16 protein-coding genes are annotated in these 13,870 nt (G+C 69.9%); 9 read left to right on the top strand and 7 right to left on the bottom strand.

Translation table 11 applies throughout. The features are described from left to right. Nucleotides 1-4: 4 nt before the first annotated feature. Together BBA86_RS13905 and BBA86_RS13910 are read right to left on the bottom strand one after the other, a co-directional pair. Complete coding sequence (locus BBA86_RS13905) at nucleotides 5-940, bottom strand: aldo/keto reductase family oxidoreductase (RefSeq protein WP_065572096.1); 936 nt, start codon at nucleotides 938-940, stop codon at nucleotides 5-7. After that, nucleotides 880-1,755, bottom strand: a complete 876-nt coding sequence (locus tag BBA86_RS13910) for an EI24 domain-containing protein (RefSeq protein WP_083199605.1) — start codon at nucleotides 1,753-1,755, stop codon at nucleotides 880-882. The genes BBA86_RS13905 and BBA86_RS13910 overlap by 61 nt, the downstream gene beginning before the upstream one ends. A 93-nt stretch (nucleotides 1,756-1,848) precedes the next feature. Between BBA86_RS13910 and BBA86_RS13915 the strand changes: the two genes are divergently transcribed. Beyond that, nucleotides 1,849-2,325, top strand: a complete 477-nt coding sequence (locus BBA86_RS13915) for a DUF2975 domain-containing protein (protein ID WP_065572097.1) — start codon at nucleotides 1,849-1,851, stop codon at nucleotides 2,323-2,325. Between the two features lie 62 nt (nucleotides 2,326-2,387). Continuing rightward, nucleotides 2,388-3,767 (top strand): APC family permease, encoded by a 1,380-nt coding sequence (locus BBA86_RS13920; RefSeq protein WP_065572098.1) that lies wholly within the window; start codon nucleotides 2,388-2,390, stop codon nucleotides 3,765-3,767. Here BBA86_RS13920 and BBA86_RS13925 read toward each other — a convergent pair. Then, complete coding sequence (locus tag BBA86_RS13925) at nucleotides 3,764-4,846, bottom strand: sensor histidine kinase (protein WP_065572099.1); 1,083 nt, start codon at nucleotides 4,844-4,846, stop codon at nucleotides 3,764-3,766. The two genes, BBA86_RS13920 and BBA86_RS13925, sit on opposite strands and share 4 nt — an antisense overlap. Further along, nucleotides 4,843-5,508 carry a response regulator transcription factor gene (locus BBA86_RS13930; protein WP_065572100.1) on the bottom strand — a complete coding sequence of 222 codons (666 nt, stop codon included), beginning with the start codon at nucleotides 5,506-5,508 and terminating at the stop codon, nucleotides 4,843-4,845. The genes BBA86_RS13925 and BBA86_RS13930 overlap by 4 nt, the downstream gene beginning before the upstream one ends. Before the next feature lie 86 nt (nucleotides 5,509-5,594). On the opposite strand from BBA86_RS13930, the gene BBA86_RS13935 reads away from it, so the two are divergent. Together BBA86_RS13935 and BBA86_RS13940 are read left to right on the top strand one after the other, a co-directional pair. After that, nucleotides 5,595-6,155: a M15 family metallopeptidase gene (locus tag BBA86_RS13935; protein WP_065572101.1), complete on the top strand. Its 561-nt coding sequence runs from the start codon at nucleotides 5,595-5,597 to the stop codon at nucleotides 6,153-6,155. Nucleotides 6,156-6,194: 39 nt separating this feature from the next. Next, complete coding sequence (locus BBA86_RS13940; protein WP_065572102.1) at nucleotides 6,195-7,445, top strand: FAD-binding protein; 1,251 nt, start codon at nucleotides 6,195-6,197, stop codon at nucleotides 7,443-7,445. A gap of 266 nt (nucleotides 7,446-7,711) precedes the next feature. Here the strand turns inward: BBA86_RS13940 and BBA86_RS13945 are convergent, their stop codons facing one another. Continuing rightward, nucleotides 7,712-9,121: an HNH endonuclease signature motif containing protein gene (locus tag BBA86_RS13945; protein ID WP_065572103.1), complete on the bottom strand. Its 1,410-nt coding sequence runs from the start codon at nucleotides 9,119-9,121 to the stop codon at nucleotides 7,712-7,714. Between the two features lie 133 nt (nucleotides 9,122-9,254). Further along, nucleotides 9,255-9,689 (bottom strand): hypothetical protein, encoded by a 435-nt coding sequence (locus tag BBA86_RS13950; RefSeq protein ID WP_065572104.1) that lies wholly within the window; start codon nucleotides 9,687-9,689, stop codon nucleotides 9,255-9,257. 79 nt (nucleotides 9,690-9,768) lie between these two features. Here BBA86_RS13950 and BBA86_RS13955 point away from each other — a divergent pair, with 79 nt between their 5' ends. Beyond that, the gene (locus BBA86_RS13955) at nucleotides 9,769-10,326 is read left to right on the top strand and encodes an NUDIX domain-containing protein (RefSeq protein ID WP_065572105.1); all 558 of its coding nucleotides are present in this window, start codon (nucleotides 9,769-9,771) and stop codon (nucleotides 10,324-10,326) included. Between the two features lie 3 nt (nucleotides 10,327-10,329). Here BBA86_RS13955 and BBA86_RS13960 read toward each other — a convergent pair whose 3' ends face one another. Then, on the bottom strand, nucleotides 10,330-10,575 hold the full coding sequence (locus BBA86_RS13960; RefSeq protein ID WP_065572106.1) for a hypothetical protein: 246 nt from the start codon (nucleotides 10,573-10,575) through the stop codon (nucleotides 10,330-10,332). 202 nt (nucleotides 10,576-10,777) lie between these two features. Between BBA86_RS13960 and BBA86_RS13965 the strand changes: the two genes are divergently transcribed. The 4 genes from BBA86_RS13965 (at nucleotide 10,778) to BBA86_RS13980 (ending at nucleotide 13,856) form a co-directional block, all read left to right on the top strand. Continuing rightward, the gene (locus tag BBA86_RS13965) at nucleotides 10,778-11,785 is read left to right on the top strand and encodes an SDR family oxidoreductase (protein WP_065572107.1); all 1,008 of its coding nucleotides are present in this window, start codon (nucleotides 10,778-10,780) and stop codon (nucleotides 11,783-11,785) included. A gap of 26 nt (nucleotides 11,786-11,811) precedes the next feature. Then, nucleotides 11,812-12,606 (top strand): thioesterase family protein, encoded by a 795-nt coding sequence (locus tag BBA86_RS13970; RefSeq protein ID WP_065572108.1) that lies wholly within the window; start codon nucleotides 11,812-11,814, stop codon nucleotides 12,604-12,606. Further along, nucleotides 12,603-13,463 (top strand): SDR family oxidoreductase, encoded by an 861-nt coding sequence (locus BBA86_RS13975; RefSeq protein WP_065572109.1) that lies wholly within the window; start codon nucleotides 12,603-12,605, stop codon nucleotides 13,461-13,463. Before BBA86_RS13970 ends, BBA86_RS13975 begins: the two co-directional genes overlap by 4 nt. 129 nt (nucleotides 13,464-13,592) lie before the next feature. Next, nucleotides 13,593-13,856 (top strand): hypothetical protein, encoded by a 264-nt coding sequence (locus tag BBA86_RS13980; RefSeq protein WP_141677890.1) that lies wholly within the window; start codon nucleotides 13,593-13,595, stop codon nucleotides 13,854-13,856. Nucleotides 13,857-13,870: the final 14 nt, after the last annotated feature.

Genomic DNA, 13,870 nt, shown 5'->3' on the forward strand with positions numbered 1-13,870 from the left:
CGGCTCAGGGGACCTTGTGCCCTGCGGCGGTGATGAGGCCGTACCACTCGGGTCGGGTGAGAGGGATGTCCGAACCGGCGGCGGCATCCGCGACGCGCTGCGGGTTCGTGGTGCCGAGGACGACCTGCATGTGGGCGGGATGCCGCGTGATCCAGGCGGTGGCGATGGCGGTCGGCGTGACATCGTACTTCGCTGCGAGCCGGTCCATCAGCTCGTTCAGCTCGGCGTATTCGGGGGCGCCGAAGATGACGCCGTCGAAGAAATTCTTCTGGAACGGCGACCAGGCCTGCAGCGTGATGCGGTTGATGCGCGAGTAGTCGACGAGACCGCCGCCGTCGCGGGTGATCGAGTCGTCCTCGCCCGCCATGTTCGAAGCGAGCCCCTGCGCGACGATCGTCGAGTGCGTCACGGACAGCTGCACCTGGTTGGCGACGATCGGCTGCGTCACCGCGGTCTTGAGCAGATCGATCTGGCGCGGAGTGTGGTTGGAGACGCCGAAGGCGAGGACCTTGCCCGACGACTCGAGGTGGTCGAACGCGCGCGCGACCTCCTCGGGCTCGACGAGCGCATCGGGGCGGTGGAGGAGCAGCACGTCCAGGCGGTCGGTGTTCAGGGCCCGCAGGGACTCCTCGGCGGACGCCACGATGTGCTCGTACGAGTGGTCGAAGTGCCAGTCGTCGGCGACGATGCCGGTCTTGGTCTGCAACGTGATCTCATCGCGCTCCGCAGGGCCGAGGTTCAGCGCCTCGGCGAAGCGGCGCTCGCAGCCGTGGCGGCTGCTGCCGTACAGGTCGGCGTGGTCGAAGAAGTCGACGCCGCTCGCGCGGCACGCGTCGTACAGCGCCCGGATCGCCTCGTCGGACATCTCCTCGATGCGCATCATGCCGGCGACGATGTTCGGGGCCTGGCGATCGGTGGGACCGAAGGGGACGAGGCGCATCGTGCTCCGTTTCTGCGCCCGGTGGGCGCTGCCGAGTGATCAGTCTGACCCGTGACGGCTCGTCCGTCGAGGAGGGTGCGCGACAGGACCGTGGAACCGGCCACGGCGGCGGGCATCGCGATGACGGCCCCGAGTGGCACGAGGAAGCACAGCTGGGTGGCGACGCCGAACCCGAGCACGCGCGCGCGGTGGCCCTTCCGCAGGCGACGGCGGGCCGCGGCATCCAGCCCCCGTGCGGCGAAGGCCCGCGAGGTGAGTTCGTCGGCGAGCAGCCACCCTGTGAGGAAGGCAGCGACGACGGCGCCGAGAGCCGTGCCCACGAGGGGGATCAGTCCGAGGAGGGCCGCGGCGATCGCCGCGAGCAGACCGCGGAGGATGAGCCCGATGCTGTCGCCGAGGGAACGCCAGAACCCGTAGTCCGATTCGACCGGTGCATCGCCGAGGTGCTCCTCGACGGAGCGCCAGATGCGCTCGTAGAAGGGATCGCCCACGAGAAGCGTCAGAGCGGTGAACGAGACCACTGCCAGGACGATCGCACCGCCGAGGATCCCCGCGCCGATACCGAACCGTACGAGCGACGCGGCGACATCGGACCATCCGTCCGCGAACCCCGTGAGCGTCGTGACGATGTCGCGCAGGAAGACGACGAGCGCGATGATCCCGGCGAGAAGGAGGAGGCCGACGATGACGGCCGGGATCAGCCCGAGCGCCATTCGGCCGGGCAGGCGTGCCCAGAAGCCGAATCCTCGACCGAGGTCGCCGACGCCGCGGAAGAACGAGGTAAACGGATGCCGCGAGGCGGCGGGCGTGGTCATGCCCCCATCCTGCCGTGCCGATTCACACGCGGGGTCGACTAAGACCGCCGTTTATCGATATACATATATCGACTATCGATAGATCGGAGTCTCATGATCGTGCTCTCGAAGTGTGCACTCGCGGGCCTGCTCGCGGGGATCGTCGTCGCCCAGGCGTGGATCGTCCCCGACGTCGCCGGCGGGTTCGCGCAACTCGCCCCCGAGTTCGCCGGGCTCCGGCTGCCGGGGGTCATCCTCGTCGACCTCCTGCTCCTGTTCGTGCAGGGAGCGCTGCTGTGTCTCTGGCGACTTCTCTCCCTTGCGGGGGAGCGGCGGCTGTTCGAGGACGGATCCTTCCGCTGGGTCGACACGATGATCGCGTTCGTCGGTGCGAGCATGCTGACGGTGATCGTCGGAGGCGGAGTCATCGGCGGCGCGGGCGCCGGGAGTCCGTTCGTCCTGTTCCTGGTGGTGATCGCTCTCGCCGTCGGGACCGCCGCCGCACTCCTGCTGGCTGCGCTTCGGGATGTCCTGCGAGACGCCGTGCACCTGCAGGATCAGGTCGCCGCACCTGCGCCGGCCGCCGCGTAGGCACGTTCGACCGGTCCGCAGAAGGGGTTGCGCCGAGCCCGCATGTTCGTTGAAGTGGTGCGATGACAAACGAGACGTCGGCTTCCCCTGTGCAGGACAAGCCCGGTCTGAAGCGCGCGGTCGGTACGTGGCTGCTCTTCGCGTTCATCGTCGGTGACACCCTCGGCGCGGGCATCTACACGCTCGTCGGGACGATGGCGACCGACGTCGGCGGGGTGATCTGGCTCCCGCTGCTGATCGCCCTCGTCGTCGCGCTGCTCACCGCCGGCACCTACGCCGAATTGATCACCAAGTACCCGCACGCCGGAGGCGCCGCCCGGTACGTCGACAAGGCGTTCGGCATCCCGTTCCTGTCGTTCCTCGTCGGCTTCCTGATGATGGCGTCCGGGATCACGACGGCCGCCGCCCTCGCGAACGCATTCGCGGGCGACTACTTCACCGCTTTGGTCGACATCCCGCCGATCCCCGTCGCCATCACGTTCATCGCTCTGCTGACCCTCATCAACCTGCGCGGTGTGAAGGAGTCGCTCGCGACGAACATGGTCGCCTCGATGATCGAGGTCTCGGGCCTGGTCATCGTGATCGTGATCGCGGCGATCGTCTTCGGCAGCGGCGGCGGCGAGCCGTCGCGCATCTTCGAGTTCGCCCCGGACGTACCGCCGCTCCAGGGGGCGTTCGCGGCATCCATCGTCGCGTTCTTCTCGTTCCTCGGCTTCGAGGCCGCCGCCAACATGGCAGAAGAGGTCAAGAACCCCTCCCGGGCGTACCCGCGAGCGCTCTTCGGCGCGATCCTGACCGCCGCCGTCGTCTACCTGCTCATCGCGATCGGCGCCGTCATCGTCGTCGAGCCGACGAAGCTCGCGACCTCGACGGGTCCCCTGCTCGAGGTCGTCACGGCCAGCGGTCTCGCCGTCCCGGGATGGCTCTTCAGCCTCATCGCCCTCGTCGCGATCGCCAACGGCGCTCTGCTGTTCATGGTCATGGCGAGCCGTGTCGCGTACGGACTGGCCGAGAACGAGTTGCTGCCGCATGCGTTCGGCAAGGTCCTCCCGAAGCGGCGCACGCCGTGGGTCGCGATCATCGTCGTCGCGGGTGTCACGATGCTCCTCACGGTCGTCGGCGACATCTCGACCCTCGCCAACACCACCGTGCTGCTCCTGCTGCTGGTCTTCCTGACGGCGAACGTGAGCGTGCTCGTGCTGAAGAAGGACAAGGTCGAGCACACGCACTTCTCCGTTCCGCGCATCGTGCCGATCCTCGCGATCATCGCCTCGATCGTTCTGCTCACGCAGCAGGAGTGGCCGGTCTGGCTCGCGACGGCGGGGTACGTCGCCGTGGGGACGATCCTGTTCTTCGTCGCGCGCTACGGACGCCGTCGCGGCGACCGCAAGATCGCCGAGCGGACGGGCGCGATCCCGACGGTGGGCACCTCGCGCGACTAGGAGCCGTGCGCCGGCAGCCTCACCGTCGCGCGCAAGCCGCCGACTGACCGTGCTGCGAGCGCGAGCTCGCCGCCGTGCGCGCCGACGATCGCGGTCACGATCGCGAGTCCGAGTCCGTTCCGCTCGTGGTCGGAACGGCGGATGCGGGCGGTCCCGCGTTGGAACGGCTCGGCGATCGTCGAGACGAGGGCGGGGTCGAGGCGATCGCCGCCGTTCTCGACGATCAGGACGGCGCCGCCGTCGTCGCGGTGCGTGGTGACCGTCACGGGTCCGGTCGCGTCGCCGTGGATCAGGGCGTTCTGCAGGAGGTTCAGCACGACCTGTCCCAGCAGGCTCGACGATCCGAATGTCGTCGCTTCCCCGCCATGGACGACCAGCTCGACGCCGCGCGCTTCAGCGAGAGGCAGCAAGGTTTCGACGGCGTCTTCCGCAAGCAGGGACAGGTCGACGGATGCCTGCGGGAAGCCGCCTCGGTCGACGCGGGCGAGGAGCAACAAGGCCTCGACCAGATCGACGCCGCGCTCGTTGACGGCGGCGAGTCGGCCCAGCAGGTCGTCGACGTTGCGATCCGGATCCGCCCGCGCCACGTCGAGAAGGGTTCGCGTGATCGCGAGCGGAGTGCGGAGTTCGTGCGACGCGTTGGCGGCGAACCGCCGCTGCTCCTCGACCTGGGATTCGATGCGCTGCAGCATCCCATCGAACGAGTCGGCGAGCTCGCGGAACTCGTCCTGCCGGCCCGCCATACGCACCCGTGTCGACAGGTCGCCGGCGTCCGCCCGGCGGGTCGCCTCGGTGAGAGCGTCGAGCGGTGCGAGCATCCGGCCCGCGAGGAACCAGCCGCCGACCGCGCCGATGATCAACAGGGCGACCATCGCCGCGCCGGCTGGCCCGGCGAACGCGCGCAGCAGGTCGCGCTGGCTCGGCGCGAAGCCCGTGTCGGTGAAGAGGGGCTCGTCGGGCACGTACCGCAGGAGGAACAGCCAGACGACGGTGAGGATGAGCGCGCCTGCGACGAGGACGAGCCCGACGTAGCTCAGGGTGAGCGTGATGCGGGCGCTGAGTCCCCGCGGCCGCGTCACGGGGACGCCTCGACGCGATACCCGACGCCGGGCTCGGTGACGATCACCCAGGGTTCGCCGAGTCGCTTGCGGAGCGCCGACACGGTGATGCGCACCGCGTTGGTGAAGGGGTCGGCGTTGGCATCCCAGGCCTGCTCCAGCAGCGACTCCGCGCTGACGACCCCGCCTTCGGCTGCGACGAGTACCTCGAGGACGGCGAACTGCTTGCGGGTGAGCGCGACGTAGCGGCCGTTCCGGTAGACCTCTCGGCGGAAGGGGTCGACGCGCAGTCCGGCGTACTCGCGAACAGGCGGACGGACCGAGGCGCGTCGGCGGTCGAGGGCGCGCAGACGCAGGACGAGTTCACGCAGCTCGAACGGCTTCGTGAGGTAGTCGTCGGCGCCGAGCTCGAATCCGGATTCCTTGTCGTCGAGCCGGTCCGCGGCGGTCAGCATGAGGATCGGCATCCCGCTGCCGGACTCGACGATCGAGCGTGCGACCTCGTCCCCGGACGGACCCGGGATGTCGCGATCGAGGATCGCGATGTCGTAGGAGCCGACCGCGAGGAGCTCGAGTGCGGCGTCGCCGTCGCCCGCGATGTCGGCGGCGATCGCCTCCAGGCGCAGGCCGTCGCGGATCGCTCCCGCCATCAGGGGTTCGTCCTCGACGATCAGCACACGCACCCCTTGATCGTACGAAGCGGGTCGTATCGCGGGCGTATGGATTTCCGCGTACGCCCTCGCAACATCGGGGCCCGTGGGATGGGGGTATGAAATCCGCCGCCCCTGCTGCTGTCCTCCTCGCCCTGGCCGTCGTGCTCGCCGGGTGCGCCGCCCAGGGATCGGTCGGAGGCCCTGGCATCCGTTCCGTCCTCTCACCGATCGACCAGGGCGAGGTCCCCGACGACACGACCGTCCACGACACGGATGTGCCGGCTGTTGCGCGGCTCGACGCCGACCTGCGGGCGGCGCTGACAGCGGCATCCGATCGGGCGGCGGGCGAGGATGTCACGCTCCGGATCAACAGCGGGTGGCGCTCGCCGGAGCTGCAGGAGCGGCTGCTCCGGGATGCGGTGAAGACGTACGGATCCCTGGAGGAAGCGACTCGGTGGGTGGCGACTTCCGAGACGTCGGCGCACGTCTCGGGGGACGCCGTCGATGTGGGCCCCTTCGATGGTGCCTACTGGCTGGATCTCCACGGGGCGGAGTTCGGGTTGTGTCGGATCTACGTCAATGAGCCCTGGCATTTCGAACTCCGACCCGAGGCCGCGACCGAGGGGTGCCCCAGCCAGTACCTCGATCCGACGGAGGACCCGCGCATGGCGGGCTGACCCGAGCCGCGTGGTTCGGGCGCCCGTAGGCTGGCTCACATGAGCGACGGCGCAGGCGAGAACTGGTCCCGGAACATCCGCTACACGGCGGAACGGTACGTCGCGCCGAAGACGGTCGACGAGTTGCGCGAGGTGGTCGCGGCATCCGATTCGGTGAAAGCGCTCGGTTCGCGGCACTCCTTCACGCGCATCGCCGACACGGGCGGGACGCTGGTCTCGACCGCCGAGCTCGACCTGCCGATCCAGGTGGATGCCGCGCAGAAGCGGGTGCGCGTCGGCGGCGGCGTTCGCTACGGCGAACTCGCGCAGGAGCTCGACCTGCAGGGGTGGGCGCTCGCGAACCTGGCGTCGCTGCCGCACATCTCGGTCGCGGGTGCGGTCAGCACGGGGACCCACGGGTCCGGTGTGGGAAACCGCTCGCTCGCCGCTGCGGTGACCGGTCTCGAGCTCGTCACCTCGACCGGCGAGCTGATGCAGCTGACCGATCGCGACGACGCGCTCGCCGGTGCGGTCGTGGGTCTCGGTGCGCTCGGGATCGTGACGACGGTCGAACTCGCGATCGAGCCGACCTACGAGGTCGCGCAGACGGTCTACGAGAACGTGCCGCTCGAAGCCGTCCGCAAGAACTTCGACGTCATCGCGGGATCGGCCTACAGCGTCTCGTTCTTCACGACGTTCCGCGACGGCATGTACGTCGACCAGGTGTGGCGCAAAGAACGCACGGATGCCGCGGCGACGCCGATCCCCGCGGCGTTGCGCGATCGCCAGGCGTCGGGCGCCCGGCATCCGCTCCCCGGCGTCTCGGCGGCGTCGTGCACGGTGCAGGGTGGCAAGGCGGGCCGCTGGCTCGATCGGCTGCCGCACTTCCGGCTGGAGTTCACGCCGTCGAACGGCGAGGAGCTGCAGTCCGAGTTCCTGTTGCCGTTCGCCGACGCGGTGGGTGCGTTCGACGCGGTGCGGGAGCTCTCCGAGCGGCTGAAGCCCGTGCTGCAGGTGTGCGAGGTGCGCACGATCGCCGGCGACGACCTGTGGCTGTCGCCGAGTTCCGGTCGGGATTCGGTCGCGTTCCACTTCACGTGGACCGACGACGAGGCCGGGGTCGCGGAGGTGCTGCCGGAGCTCGAAGCGGCGCTCGCCCCCTTCGGCGCGCGGCCGCACTGGGGCAAGGTGTTCACGCCGCGCGATCCCGCCGAGCTGTACCCGCGGTGGGCGGAGTTCGTGCAGCTGCAGCGCGCGCTCGACCCGCGCGGTGCGTTCCTGAACGACTACCTGCGGGCGCTCGGGCTGTAGTCGGGGCGCAGGAGTTCTGTGTGCGCGGGGCGCGGGTGTTCTCGCGTGCGCGGGGCGCGGGTGTCTCGCGTGCGCGGGGCGCGGCGTTTCTGTGTGGGCTGAGCGCGGGGCGCGGCGTTCCTGTGTGGGCCGAGCGCGGCGTTCTCGCGTGCGCTGAGCGCGGCCCGTGCGGGAGCCAGGGTCCGCGTCGTCGCTCGTGGTCGCTCGTACGTGGTTCGGTCGCGGGTTGGTGGCGCGTGGCCGCGGGCGCGCGGTTCGGCGCCGTCTCAGAAGGGTGCGGGGTCTCCGGGGTGCGTTTCGGCAGGGGTGAAGGCGACGGCCGGGGTGGGTGCGTCTTCTCTGTAGGTCCTGCCGAGGGGTGAGGTCCATTCGAGGACTCCACCCGTGAGTTGTCGGACTCGCCATGCGGTGAATTGCTTCATCGAATGGTGTCGTTGGCACAGGTGGGCGAGGTTGGTGAGTTCGGTCTTGCCGCCGAGGGCGTGATCGTGGGTGTGATCGACTTCGCAGCGGATGGCGGCGATGCGGCATCCGGGGAACCGGCAGTGCTGATCCCTGGCCTGCAGGAACCGGCGCATTCCGGACGGCACGCGGTATGAGTCGGTGGCGACGGTGACGCCTGTGGTGGGGTCGTGGAAGAGGCGCTCCCAGACTCCGGTGTCGCCGGCGAGTGTGCGGGCGGTCGCCGGGTCGATCGGGGACCGGCCGGTCAGGTCACAGGGCCCGTCATCCGCACCGGTGAGCGTCGCCGCGGGAACCAGGACTTGAACCCGCGCCCGGATGGCTCCGAGGGGGCCGGCGGTGGTGTCGCGGGTGTCGTCCAACGCGGGTGTGCCGGCGAGGAGCAGGTCGGTGAACACGTCCGCGCGGACCTGGTCGGTCGACCGCTGATCTGTTGAGATGACCGTCGCGGCATCGTCGCCGTCGCCGTCGCCGTCGCCCTCGCCGTCGCCGTCGCTGTGCTTCGCGGCGGTCCCCCCGAACGCGACCCCGATACCGCCGCGCGCATCGGCGCGCTCTGCGCGGGTGTCGACGATCGCCCGCGCTTGCTGGGTGAGCCGGTCGTGGATCCCCTCGGCGATCACGGTCGGGAGGGTCGCGATGAGGTCGCTCATCCCGTCCCGCCCCGGAACGAGTCGGACACACCTTCCCGCGGCGGCCTCCTGATGCCGTTCAGCGAATGACCGGGGGTGCATCCGGTGGGCGAGGATCTCCAACTCACCTCGCACCCGGTTCGGGGTGTCGCGTTCGCAGCGTTCGATCGCGACCTTCTCGAACTCGGCCCACAGTTCTGCGGGCAGGTTCGCACCGGCATCCACGATCGCGAGCACGTGACCTCGCACGATCCGGCCCGCCTCCCACGCGGCGACCGCGGCGGGGAATCCTTCGATGATCATCCGGGCTTCACCGATGCGGCGTTGCACGGTGCGGTCCGCGACGCGCATCACGCCGCCGACCTCCGCCGAGATCGACCGGAGCACCATGTCGCTCAGCCGCACTTTCACGTGCGGGTGCCCACCCTGCTCCTCGGCCAACCGTCCCGCCGCGGCGAGCACGCGAAGCTCCGCGATCTGCCCCGCGGCGACCTGCCGGCCGACACGTTCGACGTCCGCAACGATCCCCGTGACGGCGGCGAGATACGCCTCACCATCGGGGGTTTCCGCTGCGTCCGTCATACCTGCACTCTCTCACCCACCTCCGACATCCGGATCCCGAAATCCACCCAAACCACACGATATGAACAGCCCGAAAAATGAGAAAGCTTTCATTATCAGTGGGGGCTGAAAATCCGCCACGCACCTCAGGAGTTCACGCGCGATCTGGGTCACCCGTCGCGTTCCTGAAGCGAGAGAGCCACGACCTTCGCGTACGTGTGGCGAGCTCCCCGACGCCGAGCCACAGCGATAGATAGAGCTCCTCTGCTGCGCGGGAATCGACGGACCACACAGGGTCGAGCCGCTCGGCCACCGCATCGAAGACCGGGGTCACGCTCGTCACATCGAAGAACGGCGCGCCGTCGTCGAATCCCGCGAGCGCGGCCCGGGTCTCACTGATGACCTTCTGGTCGAGTGCAGGCGGTTCGGCGTCGCCGACCCACAGGTCGTACCAGCGATCCTGAACGCGCCCCGACAGGCGCTCCAACTCCTTCCGGGACATGCCGCTGAGCGCCGCAAGAGTGTCGGGCGACACCGTCCGCTCGAGGGGCAGAACTTCTGTGCCGTCCAGTTGCTCGTCATCACTCACTGCGTAATCTCACCATCGCGGTGCGTCGGGTGCCACCGCTCGCGGCATCCTGGAATGCACCCCACCCCGAATAGGACTCATGCCCCACCTCCACACCCGCCCCGGCGACCATGACGCGACCGTCAGCTTCTTCATCGTCCGCACTGACGGGCCCGAGCCTCGTCTGAGCTTCCACCTGCACATCAGAGTGCAGAAGCTCATGATGTTCGGCGGGCACATCGAGCGCGACGAGACGCCGTGGGCAGCGGTCTTGCGCGAGCTCGTCGAGGAATCCGGCTATCAGCCGTCACAGGTGCGGGTGCTGCAGCCGCGCGTCCGGATCCGGCAGGTGACGGATGCCGCCGCCCACCCGGTCCCGGTGATGTCGTCCACCGCCTGCACGACCGCGGACCCGGCGCACTTCCACACCGATCTGCTCTACGCCCTCGTCACCGGCGAGGAGCCCGCGGGCGAACCGGAAGACGGGGAGTCCACCGACATCCGCCTGCTGACCCGGACCGAGCTCGACCTCATTCCCGCCGAGGAGATCGTGGAGATGTGGCGCGAGGCCGGGCGGTTCATCCTCGACGAGGTCATCGACGCGTGGGAACCGGTCGCGATGGACGACTATCCGGGCGTCGCACCGCTCGTCGGGTGAGCTCTACTCCGCGTCCGTCTCGACCTCGCCGTCGGCGATGGCGTCGGCGTAGGTGCGCAGGTCGGGACCCGGCTCCCAGTCGATGAACTGGTCCTTCAGCTTCCCGGTCAGCGCGGCGAATGCCTCGTCCGAGGTCATCTCCTTGCCCGACCCGGCCAGGTCGACTACCGCTTCTCGCAGCACTCGGTCGGCGTCGTCGAGGATCTTGGCGCGTGCTTCGTCGTTCCAGCGGATCTCTGAGCTCTTCATGCCCGGACGCTAACCCGCCTCCGGATGCCGCGGCCCGGGGTTGCGCTCCGGGGCGCGATGCGCATGCGACCCCGTACCCCATCGCCGCACCCGTGGCAACCGCATACCTCGATGCACCCGTGCACCGAATGATGGCCGCAGCGGTCGAAGCTCGACTCCTCGGGTTGATCACGCCCGGTCGGGCCCCGCGGGAGGAGTCGCCGTGAGCAGCACCACATCCCGAGGCGTCGCCGTCGTCACCGGCGGCAGCGCTGGACTCGGTCGCGCGATCGTCCGCGAACTCGCCGATCGCGGCTGGGATGTCGCCGTCCTCGCCCGTGGCCGCGACGGGGTGGATGCCGCCACCGCCGAGGTGCGCGCGAAGGGCCGCCGTGCGCACGGTGTCTCCGTCGACGTCGCCGATCACGCCGCCGTCGACGCCGCCGCGTCGGAGGTCGAAGCGGAACTCGGCGACATCGACCTGTGGGTCAACAACGTCATGTCGGGGTCGATCGCGCCGTTCCTCGACACGACCCCCGAGGACTACGAACGGGCGACGAAGGTCACCTATCTCGGCACGGTCAACGGCACCCGGGCCGCGCTGACGCGCATGCGACCGCGTGACCGTGGCCACGTCATCCAGATCGGCTCGGCTCTCGCGCACCGCGGCATCCCGCTCCAGGCGGCGTACTGCGGCTCGAAGCACGCCGTCCACGGGTTCACCGACTCGGTCGTGTCGGAACTCACGCACGAGGGGAGCGCTGTCGCCGTCTCGATCGTCGACATGCCCGCCCTCAACACGACCCAGTTCGGCTGGGTGAAGTCGCCCTTCTCGGAGCACCCGCAGCCGGTCCCGCCGATCTACCAGCCCGAGGTCGGCGCGCGCGCCGTCGGCGACGTCGCCGACAAACCCCGTCGTCGTACCTGGGTGGGCGAGTCGACCGTCGGTCTCGTCCTCGGCACCCGGGTCGCGGGACGGTTCATGGACTGGTATCTCGCCAAGAACGCGTGGGAGGGCCAGTTCGCCGAGGACAAGGGCTCGTCGACGACCCCGCCGAACCTCTACGAGCCGGTCCCCGGCGATCACGGAGCCCACGGCGCGTTCGACGACCGGGCGCGCGGCGAGAGCATCCAGACTCGCGCACTGCGGCACCGGCGCGGGCTCTACTCCGCGGCATCCGTCGCCGGCGTCGCAGCCCTCGCGGGGGTCGTGAAGCTCCTGCGGCGCTGACTCCGGCGGCGGTAGCATCCGTACTCGTGCCCGCCTACTTCGAACGCACCGCTTCTGAACGTACCGACGCGACCAGGTTCCAGCCGACGACGTTCACGGGGGGAGCCTGGAACGTCACCGAACAGCACGTCGCCCCGCCGATCGGCCTGCTCGCCCACGCGATCGAGGTCGATCACGCGGCGCGCAGCCCGCAGCCGATGCAGCTCTCGCGGCTGTCGGTCGACATCCTCGGGGTGATCCCGATCGACGAGGTCGAGGTGACCTGCCGCGTGCTGCGCCCGGGGCGGAGCATCGAGCTCGTCGAGGCGACCCTCGCACAGGCGGGCCGGCCGGCGCTCAGCGCCCGCGCCTGGCTCATGCACACGCGCGACACCGACGCGCTCGCAGGAACCGCGCATCCCGCGATGCCCCCACGGGACGCGATCGAGCCCGTAGATCCGTCGTCGGCCTGGCCCGGCGAGTTCATCGCGACCGTCGGCGAGGTGCGTCGCCGGCAGGAGGCCCCGGGCCGTGCGCAGACCTGGATCCTCCCCGCCGTCCCGCTCCTGGAGGGCGAGCCCGTGTCGACGACCGCCCGGCTCGTCTCGCTCGTCGACATCGCCAACGGCGTCACCCCGCGCGCCGATCCGCGCGACGTCGCGTTCCCGAACCTCGACCTCACGCTCCACCTCGTGCGCACGCCCGAGCACGGCTGGATCGGCTTCGACACGACCGTCACGTTCGGGGCGACCGGCCTCGGCATGACCCAGACCGTCCTCCACGACGAACGCGGCGTCGTCGGCTCCGTCGTCCAGTCCCTCACCGTCAGGCCGAATCGATGACCCTCCCCCTCGCAGGGAAGACCGCCCTCATCACGGGCGTCTCCCGCCGCCGCGGCATCGGCTTCGCGGTCGCCTCGCGCCTCGCCGCGCTCGGCGCGAGCGTGTTCGTGCAGCACTGGCGGCCGCACGACCTCGACCAGCCGTGGGGAGGGGACGACCTCGACGCGGTGCGCACCGGCATCCGTTCGGCCCTCGTCGGCGACGCGAGCTTCGGCGACGTGGAGGCGGATCTGACGGATGCCGGGGCGTTACCCGGCCTCATCGACGCCGCGTCCGGACTCACCGGACACCTCGACATCCTCGTCTGCAACCACGCCAAGAGCGGCGATGACGGCAGCATCCTCGACATGACCGCGGACCGACTCGACGCCTTCTGGGACACGAACACCCGCTCCACGTTGCTGCTCACCGCGGAGTTCGCCCGACGCCTGGCGCCGCCGCAGTCGGGTCAGCGGCGTCCCGGCGACGCGATCGAGGGGGCCAAGCCGTACGCGGAGCCGACCGGTCGCGTGTTCTGGATGACCTCGGGGCAGGGTCACGGCGCGATGCGCGGCGAGGTCGCCTATGCGACGAGCAAAGCGGCGCTCGCGGGCATCACCCGCACCGTCGCAGCGGAACTGCTCGAACTCGGCATCGTCCTCAACACCGTCAACCCCGGCCCCGTCCACACGGGTTACATGGACCCCGACACCGCCGACCGCGACACCTCCGCACTCGAGGAGTGGCTCGGATCGACGCCGTTCGGCCGGGTCGGCGTCCCGGCCGATCCCGCCGCGCTCATCGGCTGGCTGTCGACGGCCGAGGGCGCCTGGATCGTCGGGCAGGTCCTCACGAGCGACGGCGGGTTCAGCCTCTAGCGGTGACATCCGCACGACGACTGGTGCGCGAGAAGCCTCATCGGGCTGCGCAGGCAACACCCGCACCGCCGGTCGTGCATTCGTCACGAGGACCTGGTGCGAGCACGGCCGATGTGGTGGGATCGGCCCATGAGAGCGGGGTCGCCGGGGCGCGCGGTGCTGTGGGGAGGCGTCGCTCTGTTGCTCGCGACGATCGTCCTCGCCCCGGTCATCGGGGTCGGGCGCTGCCTGGACTCGTCCGAGCCCGGGCAATCGTTCTGCGAGTCGTACACGACGACGTACGCGGGCTTCCGGATCGACGTGTGGCCGTGGCTGGTCGCCGCCGTCCTCATCGTGGTCGTGACGACGATCATCGCCGTCGCCCGGCACCGTCGCGCAGCCGCGTCGGCTTAGAGTCTCCTCAGCGC

It is taken from the genome of Microbacterium oleivorans, from assembly GCF_001691565.1.
Lineage (GTDB): Bacteria > Actinomycetota > Actinomycetes > Actinomycetales > Microbacteriaceae > Microbacterium > Microbacterium oleivorans_B.